This window comes from Phormidium sp. FACHB-592, assembly GCF_014695795.1.
Classification (GTDB): domain Bacteria; phylum Cyanobacteriota; class Cyanobacteriia; order Leptolyngbyales; family Leptolyngbyaceae; genus Stenomitos.
This window is the reverse complement of the sequence record NZ_JACJOZ010000103.1, coordinates 271569-291216: the sequence shown is the minus strand read 5'-3', so window position 1 is coordinate 291216 and position 19648 is coordinate 271569. Positions and strand designations below refer to the sequence as shown.

At 50.4% G+C, this 19648-nt stretch carries 20 protein-coding genes and 1 pseudogene; 12 read left to right on the top strand and 9 right to left on the bottom strand.

The window, feature by feature from the left end; translation table 11 throughout:
* Positions 1–315 precede the first annotated feature (315 nt).
* Positions 316–555: a hypothetical protein gene (locus H6F86_RS28045; RefSeq protein ID WP_190453685.1), complete on the top strand. Its 240-nt coding sequence runs from the start codon at positions 316–318 to the stop codon at positions 553–555.
* A 231-nt stretch (positions 556–786) separates the two neighbouring features.
* On the opposite strand, the gene H6F86_RS28040 is transcribed toward H6F86_RS28045, so the two are convergent.
* The 3 genes from H6F86_RS28040 to H6F86_RS28030 form a co-directional block, all read right to left on the bottom strand.
* Positions 787–1899 carry a glycosyltransferase family 1 protein gene (locus H6F86_RS28040; protein ID WP_190453682.1) on the bottom strand — a complete coding sequence of 371 codons (1113 nt, stop codon included), beginning with the start codon at positions 1897–1899 and terminating at the stop codon, positions 787–789.
* A 69-nt stretch (positions 1900–1968) separates the two neighbouring features.
* Positions 1969–2253: a hypothetical protein gene (locus H6F86_RS28035; protein ID WP_190453678.1), complete on the bottom strand. Its 285-nt coding sequence runs from the start codon at positions 2251–2253 to the stop codon at positions 1969–1971.
* Between the two features lie 16 nt (positions 2254–2269).
* Entirely contained in the window at positions 2270–3421 is a 1152-nt protein-coding gene (locus tag H6F86_RS28030; RefSeq protein WP_190453675.1) for an NAD-dependent epimerase/dehydratase family protein, read from the bottom strand.
* Between the two features lie 384 nt (positions 3422–3805).
* Between H6F86_RS28030 and H6F86_RS28025 the strand changes: the two genes are divergently transcribed.
* Together H6F86_RS28025 and H6F86_RS28020 are read left to right on the top strand one after the other, a co-directional pair.
* Positions 3806–4573, top strand: coding sequence for a proteasome-type protease (locus tag H6F86_RS28025; RefSeq protein WP_190453672.1), 768 nt, complete (start codon positions 3806–3808; stop codon positions 4571–4573).
* Between the two features lie 41 nt (positions 4574–4614).
* Positions 4615–5181, top strand: a complete 567-nt coding sequence (locus tag H6F86_RS28020) for a L,D-transpeptidase (RefSeq protein WP_190453668.1) — start codon at positions 4615–4617, stop codon at positions 5179–5181.
* Positions 5182–5241: 60 nt separating this feature from the next.
* On the opposite strand, the gene H6F86_RS28015 is transcribed toward H6F86_RS28020, so the two are convergent.
* Both H6F86_RS28015 and H6F86_RS28010 read right to left on the bottom strand, forming a co-directional pair.
* A complete protein-coding gene (locus H6F86_RS28015; RefSeq protein WP_206756119.1) occupies positions 5242–6309 on the bottom strand; it encodes a class I mannose-6-phosphate isomerase in 1068 nt (355 codons plus the stop codon).
* Between the two features lie 97 nt (positions 6310–6406).
* Entirely contained in the window at positions 6407–7663 is a 1257-nt protein-coding gene (locus H6F86_RS28010; RefSeq protein ID WP_190453661.1) for a TetR/AcrR family transcriptional regulator, read from the bottom strand.
* A gap of 238 nt (positions 7664–7901) precedes the next feature.
* Between H6F86_RS28010 and H6F86_RS28005 the strand changes: the two genes are divergently transcribed.
* Positions 7902–8747: a fatty acid desaturase gene (locus H6F86_RS28005; RefSeq protein WP_190453658.1), complete on the top strand. Its 846-nt coding sequence runs from the start codon at positions 7902–7904 to the stop codon at positions 8745–8747.
* 96 nt (positions 8748–8843) lie between these two features.
* Here H6F86_RS28005 and rpe read toward each other — a convergent pair whose 3' ends face one another.
* Positions 8844–9554 carry a ribulose-phosphate 3-epimerase gene (gene rpe / locus H6F86_RS28000; RefSeq protein WP_190453655.1) on the bottom strand — a complete coding sequence of 237 codons (711 nt, stop codon included), beginning with the start codon at positions 9552–9554 and terminating at the stop codon, positions 8844–8846.
* Positions 9555–9642: 88 nt separating this feature from the next.
* On the opposite strand from rpe, the gene H6F86_RS27995 reads away from it, so the two are divergent.
* A complete protein-coding gene (locus tag H6F86_RS27995; RefSeq protein WP_190454391.1) occupies positions 9643–11361 on the top strand; it encodes a S8 family serine peptidase in 1719 nt (572 codons plus the stop codon).
* A 129-nt stretch (positions 11362–11490) separates the two neighbouring features.
* On the opposite strand, the gene cobQ is transcribed toward H6F86_RS27995, so the two are convergent.
* Complete coding sequence (gene cobQ / locus H6F86_RS27990) at positions 11491–12966, bottom strand: cobyric acid synthase CobQ (RefSeq protein ID WP_190453652.1); 1476 nt, start codon at positions 12964–12966, stop codon at positions 11491–11493.
* Positions 12967–13109: 143 nt separating this feature from the next.
* Positions 13110–13517, bottom strand: a complete 408-nt coding sequence (locus H6F86_RS27985) for an Npun_F0494 family protein (RefSeq protein ID WP_190453648.1) — start codon at positions 13515–13517, stop codon at positions 13110–13112.
* A 638-nt stretch (positions 13518–14155) separates the two neighbouring features.
* Here H6F86_RS27985 and H6F86_RS27980 point away from each other — a divergent pair.
* The 4 genes from H6F86_RS27980 to H6F86_RS27965 all read left to right on the top strand — a co-directional run bounded on the left by H6F86_RS27980 (position 14156) and on the right by H6F86_RS27965 (position 17665).
* Positions 14156–15205 carry an ABC transporter substrate-binding protein gene (locus tag H6F86_RS27980; RefSeq protein WP_190454387.1) on the top strand — a complete coding sequence of 350 codons (1050 nt, stop codon included), beginning with the start codon at positions 14156–14158 and terminating at the stop codon, positions 15203–15205.
* Positions 15206–15300: 95 nt separating this feature from the next.
* Positions 15301–16155: an ABC transporter permease gene (locus H6F86_RS27975; RefSeq protein WP_190453646.1), complete on the top strand. Its 855-nt coding sequence runs from the start codon at positions 15301–15303 to the stop codon at positions 16153–16155.
* Positions 16156–16311: 156 nt separating this feature from the next.
* On the top strand, positions 16312–17097 hold the full coding sequence (locus tag H6F86_RS27970; RefSeq protein WP_190453643.1) for an ABC transporter ATP-binding protein: 786 nt from the start codon (positions 16312–16314) through the stop codon (positions 17095–17097).
* A 130-nt stretch (positions 17098–17227) separates the two neighbouring features.
* Positions 17228–17665, top strand: coding sequence for an NUDIX domain-containing protein (locus H6F86_RS27965; protein ID WP_190453640.1), 438 nt, complete (start codon positions 17228–17230; stop codon positions 17663–17665).
* 60 nt (positions 17666–17725) lie between these two features.
* On the opposite strand, the gene H6F86_RS27960 is transcribed toward H6F86_RS27965, so the two are convergent.
* On the bottom strand, positions 17726–18007 hold the full coding sequence (locus H6F86_RS27960; RefSeq protein ID WP_190454475.1) for a hypothetical protein: 282 nt from the start codon (positions 18005–18007) through the stop codon (positions 17726–17728).
* A gap of 305 nt (positions 18008–18312) precedes the next feature.
* Between H6F86_RS27960 and H6F86_RS27955 the strand changes: the two genes are divergently transcribed.
* From H6F86_RS27955 to H6F86_RS27950, 3 genes and pseudogenes are all read left to right on the top strand, one after another.
* Positions 18313–18762, top strand: coding sequence for a peroxiredoxin (locus H6F86_RS27955; RefSeq protein ID WP_190453637.1), 450 nt, complete (start codon positions 18313–18315; stop codon positions 18760–18762).
* Positions 18763–18958: 196 nt separating this feature from the next.
* Positions 18959–19246, top strand: a pseudogene (locus H6F86_RS32585) (DUF2499 domain-containing protein); the annotation flags it as partial.
* 87 nt (positions 19247–19333) lie between these two features.
* Positions 19334–19636 (top strand): DUF3593 domain-containing protein, encoded by a 303-nt coding sequence (locus H6F86_RS27950; RefSeq protein ID WP_347241337.1) that lies wholly within the window; start codon positions 19334–19336, stop codon positions 19634–19636.
* Positions 19637–19648 lie beyond the last annotated feature (12 nt).

The following is a 19648-nucleotide window of genomic DNA, read 5'->3' as shown; positions in this document are numbered from 1 at the left end:
ATGAGCGATCGCGATCGTCTTTGTTTTGGGCAGAGCTTACTAGAACAGACGTTGCTCTTAATATGTCTAGTTGATGACGCTTAAGCAGCTAGAGAGAGTCGTTGACACGACATTAGCTGAGTGCTGCTAGAGCCTCATACTGTGATGTGTCCTGTTATACATTGCTTAATAAAGAAACCACGTTCTCTATGTCTTGAGAGAGAAAACAGATTCCTTTAACCATATCTTGGTTAAGCCCAGGTTAAGATAAGCGCACACTGCTGCATTACGCCATCAGCAGGGAATGCTAATGCTTAGAAGCAAGGATGCCTGAAGATGAACCAATCTGATTTTCTCTACCCTAAAGCGCGTTACCGTGGCGTCGTCAAGCCCGAAAATCTAGTATTCAACGCCAACCTGCAAGAGTTTTCGCAGCGAGTAAGCTATATTTCTTGCCTTGAGTCAGGTGGCAAACTTACGCCGGAGGAGTCTTACCAGGAAATTAAGTCACTCTGGAAGCAACTCAAGCAAAGCAAACGTCAGCTTGGGATCGGTAAGTCTGAGCAGCAGCCATAGTCGTTCTGTGCAGTGGGCAAGTGCCAACAGCGTCAGAATCAGTTAGCCCCTTCACGTTCAGCATGACCGGCTTGATGAAGCAATGCGTACTGATTTCTGGTCATCCGCTGACTTAGCCCGTTTAACACCCGCTTACTATTACTACTGATTAGTGGTTAGTAGTGATTAAGGGTGTGGCAGAAGCGTCTTTGAAAACGTTGATCGCTGAACCCGATCGAAATTTTCTCGTCCTCAAGCCGCAATAACAGACTGGTAGTAATTACGAAGTTGACGCGTTGCGGCTTCCCAACTCCAGCGTTCGGCTTCACGACGGGCATTACGACGGAGCATTTCACGCTCTTCAGCGTTTGCCAGCAGGCGTTGGGTAGCAACGATCGCCCCTTGCTCATCCAGCGGATCAAACAAGTAACCGTTCACGCCATCCTGCACAATATCGGGAATGCCGCCAGAACGAGCTGCGACGACTGGACAACCCGCTGCCATTGCTTCTAATAACACTAAACCAAGCGTTTCAGTGCGCGACGGAAACACAAACGCATCCGATGAGGCAAAGGCAGATGCCAGGTCTCGTCCTTGTAGATAGCCAACAAAATGTGTAGCAGTGCCTGCAAAATGTTGTTCTAGCGCCTGCCGATGCGGACCATCACCGACTAGCGCAAGCCTTGCATTGGGAATGGACTCTAAAACAGGCTTGATACGATCGATTTCTTTTTCTGGCGACAGGCGACCGACATACAGCAGCAGCGGGCTTTCGGGATGCCCCTGACTCAGGCGCGATCGCATCTCCGGGTTTACCAGGTATGGCTGGAATGTCTCCGTATCCACGCCACGCTGCCAGACATTGACGCGCTCAATACCATGTTCGGTCAACGCTTGCCGCATAGCAGTAGAGGTACAAAGGTTTAACCGCGCTTGGTTATGCCCTGCTTTAAGCAACTCCCACATCAAACCCTCTAGCATTCCCAAGCCATAGTGCTGGAGGTACTCTGGCAAATGGGTGTGGTACGACGCTAGCAGTGGAATACGAAGCGTTTTGCTGTAAAACAGCCCTGCTAACCCTAAAACTGCTGGGTTAACAACATGAATCAGATCCGGTTTGAAACGCTCGACCGCATAACCAATAGAAGGACGCGGTAGCGCCAGCTTTAACTCTGGGTAAAGCGGCAGTGGGAAGCCTGAAACCCCATGAATCTGCGCGCCCTTGTACTCGGTTAGCCCACCATCGGGTGAAATGACCAGCACCTGGTCGCCCAACCGCTGTAAATATTCCACGGTGTAGCGCAGTCGCGTTACAATGCCGTCCACTTTGGGTAAAAAGGTTTCGGTGAACAGGGCGATTCGCATAGGTGCAACAGTAAGTGAATGGGATAACTTGCAAGTAGCAGCGATCGCGTCTGCTTAAAGCTCCTATGGTCAGGGCAGTATGCAGATACTATGAATGTCGATCGATGTGATGACTCCGCCTAGCAATACACCCACGCCTTCAGCAAAGCAGTCCAGTCGGTGACGATTTTCGGCGACCTGTGCCACATTGAAGTCGCCCATAGATGCCGTCGATCTTTGAGCAAGCGTCTGGTCGTCCTGGTAGCTAGTGTCCAAAACGACCCATTCGGGAAACAGATGATAGGTGCTAACCGCTGTAAATATGGCACCCGGAAGCACGACCAAAACCAGAAGTGCGAGCACGCGACTGCTCATAGCAAATGACCGTTCCCTAGCGCCGCCATTTTACCTTTGGTAAGATTTGAGACTCGTCTACCCGATCTTTGTACTTCATGGCGACATTCAATAAGGAATCGAGCAAGGAACTCGAAAGGAAATGGGGTTGCAATCCTAGATCGAGCAAGTTGGTGTTTTTAGCATTGAAGTAGTGCTCTTCACGCTCAATACGTGGGTTCTCTGTGTGTTGTACTTCCACCTTGAGACCGATCGCGCTACCCGCTTTTGCTACCATTTGCGCCAGGTCGCCCACGCTAAAGAGTTCTGTAAACTGGTTGAAGACACGGAACTCTCCAGGACTGGCGGGGTTGGCGATCGCCAATTCTACACAGCGGACTGTATCCCGAATGTCTAAAAAGCCTCGTGTTTGACCACCCTTACCATAGACCGTCAGTGGATGCCCAACGGCTGCTTGAATACAGAAGCGGTTTAGTGCTGTGCCGAATACGCCATCGTAATCAAGGCGGTTAATCAGCAGTTCGTCCATGCCCGTTTCGTCGGTTAGCACACCGTAGACTACACCCTGGTTCAAATCTGTCGCTCGTAAGCCCCAGACTTTGCAAGCAAAGTGAATGTTGTGAGAGTCGTGCACTTTGCTCAGGTGATACATACTGCCGGGTTGTTTGGGGTAGGGCAGTGTATCTTTGCGACCGTTATGTTCGATCGTGATGTAGCCTTCTTCAATATCAATGTTGGGCGTACCGTACTCGCCCATTGTCCCCAGCTTGACGAGGTGGCAATCGGGAAAACTCTCTTTCATTGCATAGAGCAGATTGAGCGTACCGACGACGTTGTTGACCTGCGTCAAGACAGCGTGCTCACGATCGATCATCGAGAAAGGAGCCGATCGCTGTTCGCCAAAATGGACGATCGCACCAGGTTCAAACTGGTGCAACACCTTGTCTAAAAACTCGAAATTGGTGATGTCGCCGACGAACAGATCAATAGTCTTGCCTGTGAGGTCATGCCAGCGTTGTAGTCGCTGCTGAATAGGCGCGATCGGAGTCAACGTCTCGACACACAGCTCTAAATCCCAGTGTCGCCGCACAAAGCTATCTAAAATTCCAACCTCATAGCCCTGCTTGGAAAGATAGAGCGCTGTCGCCCAACCACAATAGCCATCACCGCCGATAACAAGGACTTTCATCTTGCTAAATCTTGTTGCAGATACTCCGCTCAATCTACCATTCCTCTGTCCCTTCGGAGCATCAATTTAACTTAGGGCAGAATTGGCATCTGTTGACATTAATCACTAGTGCAGGCGAAACGGCATCTATCCAATGAAGCACCTTCTCACAACGGTTCGCTAGCAGGTAGAGCAATTCGCTTCAGGAAAGGAAACCTTGCTGTTCTGATCCCTTAACGCCTCGCTAAAGTCAGAAAGCTTGCGTTCTTGATTGAGTTGGAGTTGCTGGTTAGAGCGCGATCAGCTACCACTGCAAGGCTGACCACTGTTCACCCCCCTCAAAACTATGCCTTGATCCGTCAACGACCCCTTAGAATCTAGAAGATCACTCATCCTATTGGTTGCATGACGTATTGCCTCGGCATCCTTTCTCACGCTGGCTTAGTTATGGCTGCCGACTCTCGCACCAATGCTGGGGTTGATTACATTTCCACGCACCAAAAGCTTTTTGATTTTTCTAATCCTGGGGAGCGAGTTATCCTCATCTGCACAGCTGGTAATTTGTCCACGACACAGGGTGCACTAACGTTGCTGCGGCGCGATTTGCTTGCTAACGAAGCGGTCAATTTACATACCTTACCGACTCTGTACGAAGTGGCACGGTATGTCGGTAGCAAAGCGCGACAGATTCAGGAACAAGACCGTCCCTGGTTAGAAAAAGATGGGATTGATTTCAAGTGTACGTTTCTGGTTGGTGGGCAGGTGCGTGGCGAAGAACCCGCCCTGTTTTTGGTTTATAGCCAGGGAAACTGCATTCAAGCCTCGAAAGAAACCCCGTTTTTGCAAGTTGGGGAAGCAAAGTATGGTAAGCCAATCCTTGATCGCATTCTTGACTTTAATACTCCCCTTGAAGCGGCGGCAAAATGTGCGCTGCTGTCGATCGACTCGACGATGAAATCCAACATTTCGGTCGGACCACCCATTAATGTAGTGATGTATGAGACGGATACATTCAAGATCCGCTATGAACTCAAATTAAGTTTAGGCGCACCCTACCTGGCGCAGATTCGCAAAAAATGGGAAATCTCGTTAAACGAAGCCTTTGATCGAATGCCCAATATCGACTGGGAACATTACCAGGAGCTTCCAGTCGATCCTGATGCTACCGATTGATGTTTTGTCGCCTCATGTTTTACCGAGTGATGTTTGACTGAATGATGAATGTTAAAGCATGGCGATCGCGGTTGGTCATTGCGGGTGCGGCAGCCTTACTGCTGGGTCAGGGTGCCGCGAGGGGGCAGGCGATCGTCATAACTCCCTTACCGCCGCCCGCGTTGCTGACAACCTTACCGCCCTTACCTGCACTTAATTCCACTCAAGCGGATGCTGCTCTTGCTGTCCGTTTGGTGGTGAAACTGGGTCAACGACGGGTCTATGTTTATCGCGGTGAGCAAGTGTTAGCAAAATACCAGATTGCGATCGGGAAGCGCGGCTGGGAAACACCAACGGGCAATTTTCAAGTCTTGTCAAAGGAGAAAAACCCCGTTTTTAAGAGCTTTAGAACGGGTAAGCTGATTAAGCCGGGACCAGAAAATCCGTTAGGTGTGCGTTGGATTGGCATCTGGACGGATGGCAAAATACAACTTGGCTTTCACGGCACCAATCAGGAAGAACTGTTAGGTCAAGCGGTTTCCCACGGTTGCATTCGGATGCGTAACCGAGATGTGACAGCCATGTTTGATTTAGTCAGCCTTGGCACAGAGGTTGTTGTGGAACGGTGAAGGGGTGAAGAGGTGAACGGCTACCAAAGCTGGAATTCTACATGGTGGACGTATTGTGCGTTAGCTGATTTCGCCCAGCGATTGGATTTGGCGATCGGTATAGCCAGCGGCTTTTAACGGCTCAATGATATCAAGCTGTAAGTCAGGTACATAGCAAACGATTAGACTCGCTTCAGACTCTGGTACTAGTCGCACCTCACCGATGCCAGCAGGTAGAATGCAGGACTCTCCCTGTTGTAGCTGTTCGGTACCGTTCGCAAATTCTAGCTGCACTGGAGCACCCACATTGGATAAGGTGATGCAGCGCTGAGGATGAGAGGGCTCGATGTAGGGTTCTGTTAGCGTCCAGCGTTCTAGGGCAAAGTAGGGTCCGGCACAGCAAAGAGTCCGTTGATTGCCGCCAGTCTCTAATGTTAAGCCTGGGTTGGGACGCGGTTGATAATGAGTTTTGAGTTCGTCTAATGCAGCGTTGATGTTGGCATACCACTGCTTCTGGTCATGCTGCTGACCGTATAAATCAGTAGGCATTACCATTTGACCGAGATCGGAGGTTTGCTGCACTTCAAACACGAGAGCGTCTGGTCCAAACGAATGAATAATGCCACCAGGAACGTAAATTGTATCGCCTGCTTGAATCGGGTAGCGTGACATTACCGTGTCGTAGTCTTGAGCGACGAAGGCGTCAAAGAGCTGCTGCCGCGAAAAATCGGCTTTCAGCCCTGCCAAAATGGTTGCGCCCGGTGCTGCCCAAAGAATATGCCACGCTTCGGTTTTGCCATTCGGTTCGTGATGCACTCGTGCTGCCGTTTCATCGTCTGCATGGAGATGCACAGGCAGCATATGAGACGCATCAATGAACTTCTCAAGTAGGGGGAAATGAGGACCACGCCAACCCTTGCCTACAAGTTCATCGGGATACGTCAGCGTTAAGTCATGTAGCGATCGCCCCGCCAATGAGCTGTTCGTCACTGTCCCCGTAGTGTCACGATAATCGCTGATTTCCCAGGTTTCGGCAATAATGCCATCGGGCAGCCCCGGCTTATGGAGATGCTCTGGAATCAGCCGATCGCCAAAAACATAGTGTCGTATATGTGCCGTGAGTTTAAGTGGATACCAGTGCATTTGCATTGTCTGCTATGAACGATTGGGACTAGAGATAGCCGCTCACTTCAGGCTATCTTACGCCTTGCTAAAGGTTTCATCGCGAGTGCGGATGGCTTCTAATCTATGCCTTTTGATCGAGACGAATTGCTTGTTCCAGTGCCGTTTTTTCTCTTGTTCTAGCAGCATAAGGTTGCAGCTTGACAGCATCCCAGCCAGTAAGTAGCCGTAGATCGATCAAGCTGATGCCTCGCATGAGTAGATCGATGCACCAGGTTTGCTGGGCTTGCTCGATCGCAGGCGGGTTGCCATCTGGTGCCAGCAAGCCCTCCGCGACAGTTTGCCAGAGTTGGCGCAGTTCACTTTCTGCTAGTGGCTGCTCTGCCTGGTTCAAGAACATGGCTGGCTGATTGTCCTTGCGGCTTCGGAGCCATTGAGTCAGGGGGTTGCGCGTGTAGGAGCCGTAGCGTTTGCCCATAATCCATTGATTGACAGGCACCTGGCGCATTGCTCCTTGAGTGATGTGCAGGCTTTGCTGATGCGGATCGCTGCTAAGGTGCGATCGCTCCAGGTGGCTTACCTCTGCCGGACTCAACCCAGCACCAAACAGAACATAGACGATCGCATACTCCTGTAGCCCTAGCTTTTTGGCACGCTGCAAAAGGGCATGGACTAAGGGCGCAGGTAAATCGGCGATCGGTTCGGTGACTATTGCAGGCTCTAGTACCTCTAGATTTGCAAAGGGGACAAGACCTGAAAAGGCTGGCGTTAGGTCTGATGAAGGCGACACTGCTCCTTGCAAAAACAGGGTCACCAAATTCTCTAGAAAATCGTCCCGATCGTGCCAAAGCTGGTGAAATTCGCTGGTAAATTCAATGACGGCATAGCCTAGCAACATGCCATTAAGTAAACTCGCCAGCTTTTCAGCGGGAAGATGGGTGTTAAGCTGTCCCCGCTTGATTACCGTCTCAAAATATTTGGCAACATAGCGATTTGCCTGGGTAAAGCCTCGCCCGATCGCCTCTCGGTTTTTAGCGGGATATTGCCCTGCTTCGCCAACGACCGATCTCACTACCGCAGGCACCTGATCGATCGCGGCTAAACAGGCAGTTGCGTAGTCTTTGAGCGCCTGATAAATGCTACTAGTCTGATTTGCCTGCCGGATCAACGTTTGTCCTAAATCGGCGAAAACGCCAGCATCTTCAATCACTGCCAGCAGCAGCCCATGCTTGTTACCAAAATGGCGGAATAAGGTCACTTCATTAACTTCCGCCAATTCCGCTATTTGGCGCGTGGTGGTATCGGTTACACCCTGAACGGCAAACAACTCTAACGCGGCATGTATTAAACGCTGTCGAGTTGGGTTTCGTTGAGCAGGCATGGGCAAAATGTAAGTAACACTTGCAATATCTAGAGTTCGCTGTTAGGCTACAGGTGTAAGTAACACTTGCATTCTTCTACTGTAATCGTTTCTTTGGCAAACGAGCCACTGGCTCATCGTTGCGGAGCGTCTCGCTACTGGAGGGCAGTTGTCCTGAAAGACAGTTGCTAGAGAGCTAGCTTGCCAAGATTGCCTCGTCGGAAACTGGTTTGTTTTGGTCATCTCGCAAAGGACTTTCATGACTTCTACTTCTCTTGAAACTGCTGCCGAAAGTAAGCAGCCGCTAGCCCTCAGTTGGGTAAATGTGGTGTTTTTTGGAGCGTTTCACGCACTGGCTCTATTGGCACCGTGGTTTTTCTCCTGGTCGGCATTGGGGACGGCTATCTTTCTCCACTGGCTGTTCGGTAGTATTGGCATCTGCCTGGGCTACCACCGTCTGTTAACGCACCGTAGTTTTCAGGTGCCCAAGTGGCTGGAACGGACGATTACGCTCATTGGTGCCCTGGCGCTACAGGGTGGTCCAACCTTTTGGGTCGCTGGACACCGGATGCACCACCTGTACACCGAAGATAACGAAAAAGACCCCTACTCTGCTCAGAAGGGTTTTTGGTGGAGCCACATGATGTGGTTGTTCTACCCGCAAGCACGCTTTTTCGATCGCGAGTCGTATCGGCAGTTTGCACCAGATATTGATAAAGATCCGTTCTACCGCTTTTTAGATCGCTACTTTTTGTTGCTTCAGGTGCCTGTAGGCGTAACGCTTTACCTGCTGGGCGGGTGGTCGTTTGTCATCTACGGTGTGTTTCTAAGAGCCGTTTTGCTCTGGCACAGCACCTGGTTAATTAACTCGGCAAGCCACATGAGCGGCTATCGCACCTTTGAGCCTGAAGATAACTCCCGCAACCTTTGGTGGGCAGCCATTCTGACCTATGGCGAAGGCTGGCACAATAACCACCATGCTTACCCCAATGTGGCAAAAGCAGGGCTGAAATGGTGGGAAATTGATATGACCTGGTGGTCGATCGCTGTTCTCAAACGTCTGGGTCTGGCAAAGAGAGTTGTTATGCCGCAGCAGACTAACTGATTCAGTAAGCTAATTGGTTGATGATGTTAAAAGAGAGGGCGATCGTACTGCGATCGCCCTCTCTCTTCGTTTCGTTGTGCCATTAATGGACAGGTTCTAGACCGTTGCCAACTCCGGAGTGGGGCGCTTGCTGTTACGGATGCCTGCGATTGCTTCAGCGTAATCGGGTGCATTGAAGACAGCAGAACCAGCGACGATCGCATTCGCTCCTGCTTCTATAACCTGCCAGGTATTGTTAGCTTTCAAGCCACCATCAACTTCAATCCAGGGATCAAGTCCGCGTTCATCGCACGTTTGGCGCAGCTTACGAATCTTAGGCAGAACACCAGGGATAAAGCTCTGTCCGCCAAAGCCAGGGTTGACGCTCATGATCAGCACCAGATCGCATAGATCCAGCACATGTTCGATGAGTTCGAGCGGGCTACCGGGGTTCAGTACAACGCCTGCTTTCTTGCCCAGTTCTTTGATTTGTCCCAACGTGCGGTGCAGGTGCGGCGACGCATTGTGTTCGCAGTGGACGTAGATGTGGTCAGCTCCGGCTTTCGCAAAGTCCTCAACGTACTTTTCTGGTTCCACAATCATCAGGTGGACATCGAGCGGCTTCTGCGTCACGGGGCGAATTGCTTCTACAATCAACGGTCCGATCGTTATATTAGGAACAAACCGACCATCCATCACATCGACATGAATCCAATCTGCCCCGGCAGCGTCGATCGCGCGAATTTCTTCACCTAAACGGCTGAAGTCGGCTGATAGAATCGAGGGAGCAATGACAATCGGTTTTTGACTGGATGGCGTTTGGGTCATGGCTGGGTGGTTCTCCTAGCAGCGCTGTATTGTAGTTAGTTTAACAAACTGTGATTCAAGTCCCTCATCTTGTGGAGAAACCTTCGTGATGCGGCGGCAAGTTTTGAGGCAACCTGCTCTTAGCCAACACCTTCTGAGACCGCTGACCTGGGTTGCTGGAGGCTTCAGCACGATCGCGCTAAGTACGATCGCCCTAAGCGCAACAGCAGGAACTAATGACTTTTTGCAGTCAAGCTCGGTGGGTGCTGCTGGTATTGATGCACTGCGGCTGCACGCTCCCCCTTACAACTTAATTGGGCGCAAAATTGCGATCGGGCAGGTAGAAATTGGTCGTCCTGGTCAGTTTGGTGTTGACAAAGCAGTAACCCAAAATCAGGCTGTGCCGTTGACGCGGGTGTTTTTTCGCGATGCGCCTGCCCGCATCAACACGAACGTTGACAGTCACGCGCAACATGTTGCCAGTATTATGATTGGCGCTGTGAAAGGTCTGCGGGGTGTGGCTCCGGGTGCACGGCTGTATTCATCAGCGGCGGGCACGCCTAAGCGCTACGGTCAACCCGAAGAATGTCTTTCAGCGCAGTACATAGCAGAGCAGAATGGCGGTGATGTCCGGGCAATTAACTTCAGTTTTGGCGAAGCGCTACGTCAAGATCCACGCCCCAACCCACTGCTAGACGGCAACGCACTGCTGACTCAGTGCATCGACTGGTCTACCCGCATTCACAACGTGCTGTACGTTGTTGCTGGCAACCAGGGCAAGGGCGGCATTTCGATTCCAACCGACAACTTTAACGGCATCAACGTTGCATTTACGACGCGGCTGGAAGGGATTTTTCGCAAGCTGGATTTTGCCAATTTAGGCGATGCGTCAGGGTCGGGGGCGGCGATCGCAGGCATTGAAACAAACGTGGGTGCTCGACGCGCGATCGGGCTAGTGGCTCCTGGCAATGATGTAAGCCTCGTGGCGCTAAATGGGAATTTGACGACCTCCAGCGGCACCAGTTTTGCGGCTCCCCATGTGACGGCAACGGTAGCGCTGCTGCAAGAGTACGGCGATCGCCAACTGCGCGTTAGTTGCAAACAGCCTGGATGCAGCCTGCCCTGGACGCTAGATGCTCGGCGGGCACAGGTAATGAAAGCTGTCTTGCTTAACTCAGCCGATAAAATTCAGGATGCAGGCGACGGTTTAGCGCTTGGCATGAGCCGTACCATTCTTGACAAAAACAATCGTAGTTGGGTCGAGTCAGATGCGTACCGCGATCGTAGCCTGCCGCTGAACACGCAAATGGGGGTCGGGCAACTCAATGCTTTTCGCGCTTATCAGCAGTTTAGCGCCGGACAATACAGCCCAGAAACAACTGTTCCGGCGATTGGGTGGGACTATCGCACGGTCGGAGTAACGGTTCAAGGCGAAGGGATGAAGGCTAAGAACGTAGAAGCAGAAGCACCACTGTTTCAGGATTATGTGCTGGAGAAGCCGTTACAGAAGGGCAGCTATGTTTCAGCGACATTAGTGTGGCATCGCCTGGTGGAACTGGTAGACAAAAACAACAACGGGGAGTTTGATTTGGAAGAAAGCTTTCGCGATCGTGGTTTAAACACGCTGACTCTCTACCTGATGCGTGCCGATGACAACGATATCAAGCAAAGCCTATGGTCATCCATTAGTGATGTCGATAGTGTGCAGCATCTCTTTCATCCAGTGCCCTCTACGGGACGCTACAAAATCCGCGTCCAGTTTCACCGTCAGGTCAATAACCCTATTCAGCCGTATGCCCTCGCCTGGTGGACAGTACCAACGCGGTAAAGCCTTTTTTCAACCGGTCAGCCGTTTTTGTCAACAGCGAAGGCGATGCCAACCCTAAGGTAAGGTAACCCTGCTCAAAGCTCCAAAAGAAGCTAATCTCTTAGTGCTAAGCGGGATTACTGATACCAGTTAATGACTCTGTGGTAAAACCGTTGCAAGATTCAAGTGCGGTTCAACGGCATCTGCCAGGGCATTCAGCATCAGTTCGCGCTGTTCTCGATAGTTAGGTACGCCGGTTGGCAGCGACTTTAAGCCGCGCTGCTGGCGTAAACGGTTGAGCCAGGCACGTCGCCAGGGACCGTTGTCAAAGATGCCGTGCAGATACGCACCCCAAACTGACTGGGTTTCATCCACTACGCCAAGATTGGGATCATCAAAGAGCAACTGGATCGTTTCGCCTTCAATGAGGCGCGTCCTGCCCTGGTGAATTTCATAACCTGCGACCGGTAGCCCTTCTTGCGGAAAATTGGAGGTCACCTGTCGCTGGCGGGCAATTTTTTGTCCAGCAATGACGGTTTTCAGCGGAAGTAGCCCTAGCCCTTTAAAGCGTCCTTCCTGCCCTTCGATGCCTTCTGGATCTGCCAGGATTTTGCCCAACATTTGGTAGCCGCCGCAGATGCCCAGCACAGTGCCGCCTGCTGCGACGTAGTTCTGAATTTCTTCTGCCATGCCAGCTTTATGCAGCACGATGAGGTCAGCGATCGTCGTTTTGGAGCCAGGAATAATCACCGCATCAGGGTAACCCAACGGTTGTTTCGGGTTGATGTATTTTACTGAAACTGTAGGTTCTGCCTCCAGTGGGTCGAAGTCAGTAAAGTTTGAAATGCGGGGCAAGCGGATGACAGCGATATTAAGGTCGGCAGTGGGATTGCTGGCACGACCGTCAATGATGCTTAATGAATCTTCGGCTGGGAAACTCTGATCTAACCAGGGAATCACACCAATGACGGGAATACCCGTGCGCTCTTGCAGCCAGTCGATGCCAGATTGGAGCAACGATCGCTGTCCCCTAAACTTGTTGATGACAACCCCTTTGATCAGGGCACGCTCATCGTCATCTAACAGTTCCAGCGTGCCTACAACGTGAGCAAAGGCACCACCACGATCGATATCTACAACCAGAATCGTGGGCGCATTCAAATGCTTGGCGATCCGCATATTGGTGAGATCGCGATGCTTGAGGTTAATTTCTGCCGGACTGCCAGCGCCTTCGCAAACCAACAGATCAAACTCTTCACTTAAGCGACGCAGAGATTCTTCGATCGCCTGCCAGCCCATATCAAAATATTCTTCGTAATACTCTGCGGCTCCCACTTTGCCAACGGCTTTGCCCTTAATGATGACTTGGGAGGTCATATCGCCTTGCGGCTTCAGTAGAATAGGGTTCATTTCAACCCAGGGAGAAATCCCAGCCGCCCATGCCTGCACTGCCTGAGCGTGACCAATTTCACCACCGCTAGCAGTGACATAGGCATTAAGCGCCATGTTTTGCCCTTTAAACGGTGCCACTCGCCAGCCGCGACGGTTGAGAATACGACAAATGGCAGCCGTTAACAGCGATTTTCCTGCGTGAGACGTGGTGCCCACGACCATAATGGCTTTCATGCAAGATTCCCTTGAAACGTTGTGAAGGATAAAGGATGAAGGCTGAGGGATGAAAAACTACTAGAGTTGTTTTGTTTAGAGCTTCGCAACGTATAAGTGGTCACCAATGCGTTCAGGTCCTCCTTCATCTCTCAGCCTTAAACTTAAATAGGTAGCCGAAACCAACGATTCCAGACATGGTGTAGGCGATCGCTGAACGTCGGTGTCATGCGTACAGATCCTTGCTCCTGCCATTTTTGTACCAGTTGGCGACCCAGCGGTGTGACTCGAAAACTGTCTGTTAACCCCTGTCCATCCACTTCTCGCCGTAGTAGACCAACCTGAATTAACCAGAGCAGCTCTGCCTCTGCAATTAGCTCAGAGAGAGGAGCCTGGGTGTAACCATGTTTCAGCCCAGCCTGCCCCGTGATTGCGTTTAACGAAACACTTTGCTGCACCATTGTGGTGTACAACGTGAGCTGAAAGGGCGCACATCGCATCGCTCGTTCTGCTCGCAACACGGTGCGATCGGGGTAATCAATTGTTTTGCGAGTGCTAGATGTGGCAGTCATCGCAGTTAAAGCTCCTTGCTGTTAAAAATCCAGGTAGGAGTAGGCGCATCCTAAAGTAAGCAAAGGTTTAAGGTTGCTTGCTGTCTCCATAGTATGCGTTTTATTTGCGTCCCGCATAGATATACAACTAGAGGTCGCTGTCTAACACAAGACCTGGTTGAACTTGATCAGTGAGAGTTCGGTGAGCGATCGAGGCAATTTAGTTACCTTTGATACATCTTTTCTTAATCTGCATTGCTAAAAGTAAGCTCATGGCTTTGCTATTGGCATTGAGCTTTCAGCAAGTGGCTCTGTGTTGACGCGATTGATGGGGACATTGGCTGACGGTTTTCTGAGTGAGCTGGAGTACTTAGAGCAACGGTTCAGTCAGGTAGCAAGTCATCAGGGGGCTAAACAATTTAACCGCCTCTAGGGTTCCAGTCTAAGCACCTCGCTTAGATGATCGGTCTGAGAGAGGCAAGCTGCTGAAAAGGCATCTTTTGATAAAAGTTGTCTGGTAGTTACACGGCGGGATCAAAGCCCGGGAGAAACAGGTAGCCAGGTGCAATGGCGACTGTACTTCTGGGCTTTTTGCTGATGTTGCCTTTCTTCTGGTCGAAAATAATTTGTCAATGGTTAGTTTTTCTGTAAGGAATGAAATGAAGTTACGATCGCTGCTTTCTAATCTTGGACTTTTTCTCGTCAGCCTAGTGTTGATTGTGAGCTGTAGTAATCCTGCTAGCCAGATGTCTACCCAATCTGACAGCACGCCAGCTCCATCAGGCAGTGCAGCGAGTGTGCGTCTAGGCTTTAGCGCGTGGCCTGGTTGGTTCCCCTGGCAGGTGGCTCAAGACGAAAAAATTTTTGAGAAAAACAAAATATCGGTTGATCTTAAATGGTTCGATGGCTATACAGAATCACTTAGCACCTTGACTGCTGGACAAATTGACGCGAACTCGCAAACGTTGAATGACACCATTAGCGCCGTCGCTGGTGGTGCTGATCAGGTTGTGGTTTTAGTGAATGACAATTCGACGGGCAACGACAAAATCATTGTGCGAGAAGGTATTAACTCGATCGCTGACTTAAAGGGCAAAAAAGTTGCGGCGGAAGAAGGCACGGTAGATCACTTCTTACTGCTTTTGGGGCTAAAGAAGGCAGGCTTGGGACCGAAGGATATTAACTTTCAACCACTAGAAACAGGCAAAGCGGCAGCAGCCTTTGTCGCAGGGCAAGTTGATGCTGTTGGCGTCTTTGCACCCTTTACTACTCAAGCGCTTAAACGTCCCAACAGCAAGGAACTGTTTAGCTCGAAGGACTTTCCAGGGGCCATTCCGGATCATCTTGTCTTTACCCGCCAATTTGTGAATACAAAGCCCGATCAGGTGCAGGCGCTAGTAGACTCCTGGTTTGAGACACAAGCCTATATCAAGGCAAATTCTGCTAAAGCGATCGAAATTATGGCGAAGCGAGGCGGGGTTTCTGTTGCTGAGTACAAGGAGTACGCAAACGGCACCAAGATTTTTACTGTTGAAGACAACTTAAAAGCGTTTCAGCCCGGTAAGGATATGGGTTCTCTTACCTTCGCAGCGCAAGAAATGACTAATTTCCTCAATGAAGCTGGTTTGGTGACAACAAAGCCGGACTTGAGCAAACTGTTTGACGATCGCTTTGTCAAGGCATACGCCGCTAAAGCCAAGAAAGCCTAAATAGTTGTTAGTTTTTGGTTTTTAGTCTTTAGGCGGTTGCCTCTGATTAACAACTAACAACTAACAACTAGAAACTAACAACCAACAACCTCCCCATGAGCCAATCCAGCACCCCGATCAACTCTGACCGCTCTAGCAGACCCGCAAAATCGCTGCGATCGACCGTTTTTTGGCGATTAGCTGAAGACATTCCGGCTCCCCTGACCTGGAGTTTGATGACGGCTTCAATCCTGTTGCCGCTGGTGCTGTGGTGGCTGGTAACTGCCTTTGGCGTGATCGATCCAAAGTTTTTGCCCTCTCCCGCAAATGTCATCGAAGCGTTTCAACGACTTTGGAGTACAGGCGATCTGCAAAAGGATACGGTCGCCAGTCTGTGGCGGGTTGGAGTTGGCTTTTCCTTAGCGGCACTCTTCTCCATTCCTCTTGGCGTGTTAATGGGCAGCTTTGCCAGCATTCGCGCTCTGTTGGAGCCTCTCTTTGGGTTGGTGCGTTACATGCCTGCACCAGCGTTCATTCCACTGCTGATTTTGTATCTAAGCATTGGTGAAGAGCCGAAGATCATGCTGATCTTTATTGGTGTCTTTTTCTTCAACTCTCTCATGGTGATGGACACCGTGAAATTTGTGCCCAAAGAGTTGATCGAAGCCACGTATATGTTGGGCGGTAACCGCTTACAGACGCTGTTACAAGTGATTGGTCCCTACGTGTTACCGGGCATTATTGATGCTTGCCGAATCAACCTTGCAGCCGCGTGGCAGTTAGTGATTGTTTCTGAACTCATTGCGGCAACCGAGGGCATCGGTCGTCGTATTAGCGTAGCCGGTCGCTTTTTGAGAACGGATGAAATCTTTGTCGGGCTGATTGTCATTGGAGTCATCGGCTTGGTGCTGGATTTGCTGTTTCAGTATGCACTTCGGGTTTCCTGTAGTTGGGCAAGCCAGAAGCGGTGATTTAAAGGCAGAAGGCAGAAGGTAGAAGGCAAAAGGCAGGAACATGTAGCGCTTAACCTTAACCGCTAAATTTTTTAACTCAAAACTCTCTAGCACAGCGGCACGAAGTGCTACTCAAAACTTTCTTTTCATCCCTCCCCTTTAGAGGTTTAACCCATGTACTTACAAGTCAACAGCCTGTATAAAAATTTTGAAACTAAACAGGGCACTTTGGTTGTGCTGAAGGATATCAATATGCTGATTGAGCAGGGTGAGTTTATCTGCGCAGTTGGTGCTTCAGGATCGGGTAAATCAACGCTGCTGCGTCAAATTGCAGGATTGGACAAGCCCACTACAGGCGAAGTTAAAATCGACAACCAGATTGTCAAGGGACCAGGTCCCGATCGCGGCATGGTGTTTCAGCACTACACGTTGTATCCATGGATGAATGTGCAAGAGAATGCTGAGTTTGGGTTGAAGCTGCAAGGGCTGTCGAAAAAAGCGCGGCGAGAAAAAGCCAGCACTTATTTAGATGTTGTAGGGCTGTCAAAGTTTGCTAAAGCGTTGCCCAAGGAATTATCAGGTGGTATGAAGCAACGGGTGGCGATCGCCCGTGCGCTTGCCTCTGAACCAAAAGTATTGCTGATGGATGAACCCTTTGGCTCGCTTGATGTGCATACCAAAGAAGCCATGCACGAGTTTATGCTTGACCTCTGGCAGCGTACCCGCATTACCGTTTTTATGATTACTCACGATGTGGAAGAAGCGGTCTTCTTATCGAACCGGATTTATGCGCTAGGCGCGCGTCCTGGTACGGTACGCAAGGAAATGGTGATTCAGTTGCCCGATCGCAGTCACGCGGTTAAACGCCACGCTGTTTTTCACGATTACCGGGATGAACTGATGGAACTGCTACGTAAGCATGGACAGGAAGCGGTGGAAGCGGTAGCAGTTGCCGTCTAGTGATGGCACTCGGTAGGCGTCGGGCGTAGTAAAGGTTTTGGAAGAAACATAGAGGACACAGATGTAGTTTTTTGCGTCAAAATAGATTAAATTTCTCGCCACTATTGTTTTATCAGTGTCAAAAAAGCGCATGGCTGATTCTACGATCGCGAAGGACGAAGCCTTTGGTATTGTCCCAATTCTGCATACCGATACGACCAATCAGTTTCTCCTCATTCAGCACCACGCCGGACATTGGGGCTTTCCCAAAGGGCACGCCGATCCAGGTGAATCGGCTTTGCAAGCAGCGTGCCGTGAATTTTTAGAAGAGACGGGTATTGCAGACTATAGTCTGATAGATGGCGTATCGTTCTCCGAGCAGTATCCGTTCACACGCGGCAAGCAGAAGTTTGAGAAAACGGTGATCTACTTTCTTGCCTGGGTGCAGTCGGCAACTGTCCACTGCCAGGAAAAAGAGATTCAGGCGTACGTTTGGGCTGATTATGAGCAGGCGATCGCTCGACTAAGCTTTGATGGCGCGAAGCAAGTGTTGCGAGAAGTCCAGCAGTATTTAAAGAGTGGCTCTTAGAAGGGCAGAAGGCAGAAGGCAGAAGAAAACTCAAGACTCCATTTTCTCACTCCTCACCCCTTACTCAAAAAGCGGTTCAAATTGTTCCGGCGTCAGCACGATTTCGCCGTGGTCAGGCACCCAGGCAAGCCATTGGTTGTCAGCGGTTTGGCAGAGCAAGAGTGCCTCATCTGAGCTGTAGGCACTGGGCGGTTGCAAGAGCTTCACCCATACTGAGGCTGCGATCGCAGGTTGATTAACAAGCGCCGCAGATGGTAGAGCAGAGCGATCGAGGGCATCTTGCCATAGCCGTTCTAGCCCTTGTCGCTGTAAGCAAAGTCGAAATTCCGTTTCAAGTCTCATGGTTCTTCGTTAGCATCTGCGCCAGAGTGAGGAGGCTGAATTCAGAGGCACTCAGACATTGCTAGTGCCAAAAAGCACGATCACAGTAGCCATACTGCTTCAACCGCTATTAGTGCTAGCTCTAAATAACCCCTTTGCGGCGGAATCAAGGCGCAGAAAATTGAATCCGTATCTTATGCTACAGAATTTTTTGCAAGCTGTGGTGATTTTGTTTTAGAACGTTATATGCCACCTGGTACGCACCAAAGCAGCACGATCGGTACTACAATCCAAAATGATCCTGTATCAGCAAGGAATGTAATCGTATGCCTTTATCTGTGGGTGATACCGCTCCAAATTTCACCGTCAAAGATACCATTGGCAAAACTGTCACTCTGTCTGAATATGCAGGCAAAACTATTGTCTTGTACTTCTATCCTAAAGACGATACGCCCGGCTGTACGAAAGAAGCCTGTAGCTTTCGAGACAACTACCAGCAATACCTGAGCCAGGGTATTACTGTCTTTGGGGTCAGCATGGATGATTCAGCCTCGCATCAGCAGTTTACCGAAAAGTTTAACCTGCCGTTTCCACTGTTGGCAGATGTGGATGGGGCTATCACCAGGGCGTACGATGTATTGGGTGATCGCAACGGAACGCTTTACTCTCAGCGCGTGACTTACATCATCGGCGGCGATGGCAAAATTGCTCAGGTTTATACCTCTATCCAAACCGAGAGCCACGCTAGCGATATTCTGTCTGCGATCGGGGCTTAAACAGTGTTAGGCAGCTATTAGCGATCAGCAATCAGCCGTCAGCACTAGAGCAGAATGTACCAGTGCCGTAAAAGGCTATAGCTGTAGCGTTCAGGCTGAAATCGTTATTCTCTTGCGTTGCGAACTGCTCTACGTGCAGCCTTGATAGCTGATTGCTAACGGCTTGCTGCTTGCCAAAACTACTTTTCATCCCCCCATGCACGCTCTTTCTATTCCTACCTGGATCATTCATATCTCTAGCGTCGTTGAATGGATTGCTGCCCTCTGGCTCATCTGGACGTATGGTCAAGTCAGCCAGAACCCTGCGTGGTATGGGTTATCAATCGCGATGCTGCCTGCTCTCGTCAGCGCGATGTGTGCCTGTACCTGGCACTTTTTTGACAATCCTGCCTCTCTAGACTGGTTGGTGACGCTGCAAGCCTCGATGACCGTAGTAGGCAACTGTACGCAAATGGTAGCGGCTTGGTGGATCTGGCGATCGGCAGCAGCACAGCGTTCAGCAGCTAAACCGTCGTCTCTCAACGCTATACTGCCATTGCCAATATTACTGCTGCTGCCATCTGTCTTTCCGATCGCTAAAGAAACGCTGTTTGCGGTTTCGCTCTTCCCCTATCTTGGCTTTCTCTGGTTTCTCACGCGCTCTGGTCAAACGCCTCGGCTAGCCTTGATTGGCTTCTACGCGCTGCTAGTGTTTGTAGCCATTACCATTCCAGCAGGGCTTTACGCTAAAACGGCTTACGGTGCCAATTTAGCAGATGTCGATTGGCTCCATGGTGGTGCAGAATCGTTTCTTACACTGTCGAATATTCTCGTGGTGTTGGGCTTTCGGCAGGCTATTCTCGATCGACAATTGTCGCCAATGCTTGAACCGTAGGACTTGGAGAGC

Coding starts and splice junctions, on each gene's coding strand:
- H6F86_RS28030 (WP_190453675.1), bottom strand. CDS start 3,421: ATGAAAGTCCTTGTTATCGGCGGTGATGGCTATTGTGGTTGGGCGACA.
- rpe (WP_190453655.1), bottom strand. CDS start 9,554: ATGACCCAAACGCCATCCAGTCAAAAACCGATTGTCATTGCTCCCTCG.
- H6F86_RS28015 (WP_206756119.1), bottom strand. CDS start 6,309: ATGCAAATGCACTGGTATCCACTTAAACTCACGGCACATATACGACAC.
- H6F86_RS28025 (WP_190453672.1), top strand. CDS start 3,806: ATGACGTATTGCCTCGGCATCCTTTCTCACGCTGGCTTAGTTATGGCT.
- H6F86_RS28040 (WP_190453682.1), bottom strand. CDS start 1,899: ATGCGAATCGCCCTGTTCACCGAAACCTTTTTACCCAAAGTGGACGGC.
- H6F86_RS27965 (WP_190453640.1), top strand. CDS start 17,228: ATGGCTGATTCTACGATCGCGAAGGACGAAGCCTTTGGTATTGTCCCA.
- cobQ (WP_190453652.1), bottom strand. CDS start 12,966: ATGAAAGCCATTATGGTCGTGGGCACCACGTCTCACGCAGGAAAATCG.
- H6F86_RS27960 (WP_190454475.1), bottom strand. CDS start 18,007: ATGAGACTTGAAACGGAATTTCGACTTTGCTTACAGCGACAAGGGCTA.
- H6F86_RS28005 (WP_190453658.1), top strand. CDS start 7,902: ATGACTTCTACTTCTCTTGAAACTGCTGCCGAAAGTAAGCAGCCGCTA.
- H6F86_RS27970 (WP_190453643.1), top strand. CDS start 16,312: ATGTACTTACAAGTCAACAGCCTGTATAAAAATTTTGAAACTAAACAG.
- H6F86_RS27955 (WP_190453637.1), top strand. CDS start 18,313: ATGCCTTTATCTGTGGGTGATACCGCTCCAAATTTCACCGTCAAAGAT.
- H6F86_RS27980 (WP_190454387.1), top strand. CDS start 14,156: ATGAAGTTACGATCGCTGCTTTCTAATCTTGGACTTTTTCTCGTCAGC.
- H6F86_RS28045 (WP_190453685.1), top strand. CDS start 316: ATGAACCAATCTGATTTTCTCTACCCTAAAGCGCGTTACCGTGGCGTC.
- H6F86_RS28010 (WP_190453661.1), bottom strand. CDS start 7,663: ATGCCTGCTCAACGAAACCCAACTCGACAGCGTTTAATACATGCCGCG.
- H6F86_RS28035 (WP_190453678.1), bottom strand. CDS start 2,253: ATGAGCAGTCGCGTGCTCGCACTTCTGGTTTTGGTCGTGCTTCCGGGT.
- H6F86_RS28020 (WP_190453668.1), top strand. CDS start 4,615: ATGATGAATGTTAAAGCATGGCGATCGCGGTTGGTCATTGCGGGTGCG.
- H6F86_RS27995 (WP_190454391.1), top strand. CDS start 9,643: ATGCGGCGGCAAGTTTTGAGGCAACCTGCTCTTAGCCAACACCTTCTG.
- H6F86_RS27975 (WP_190453646.1), top strand. CDS start 15,301: ATGAGCCAATCCAGCACCCCGATCAACTCTGACCGCTCTAGCAGACCC.
- H6F86_RS27985 (WP_190453648.1), bottom strand. CDS start 13,517: ATGACTGCCACATCTAGCACTCGCAAAACAATTGATTACCCCGATCGC.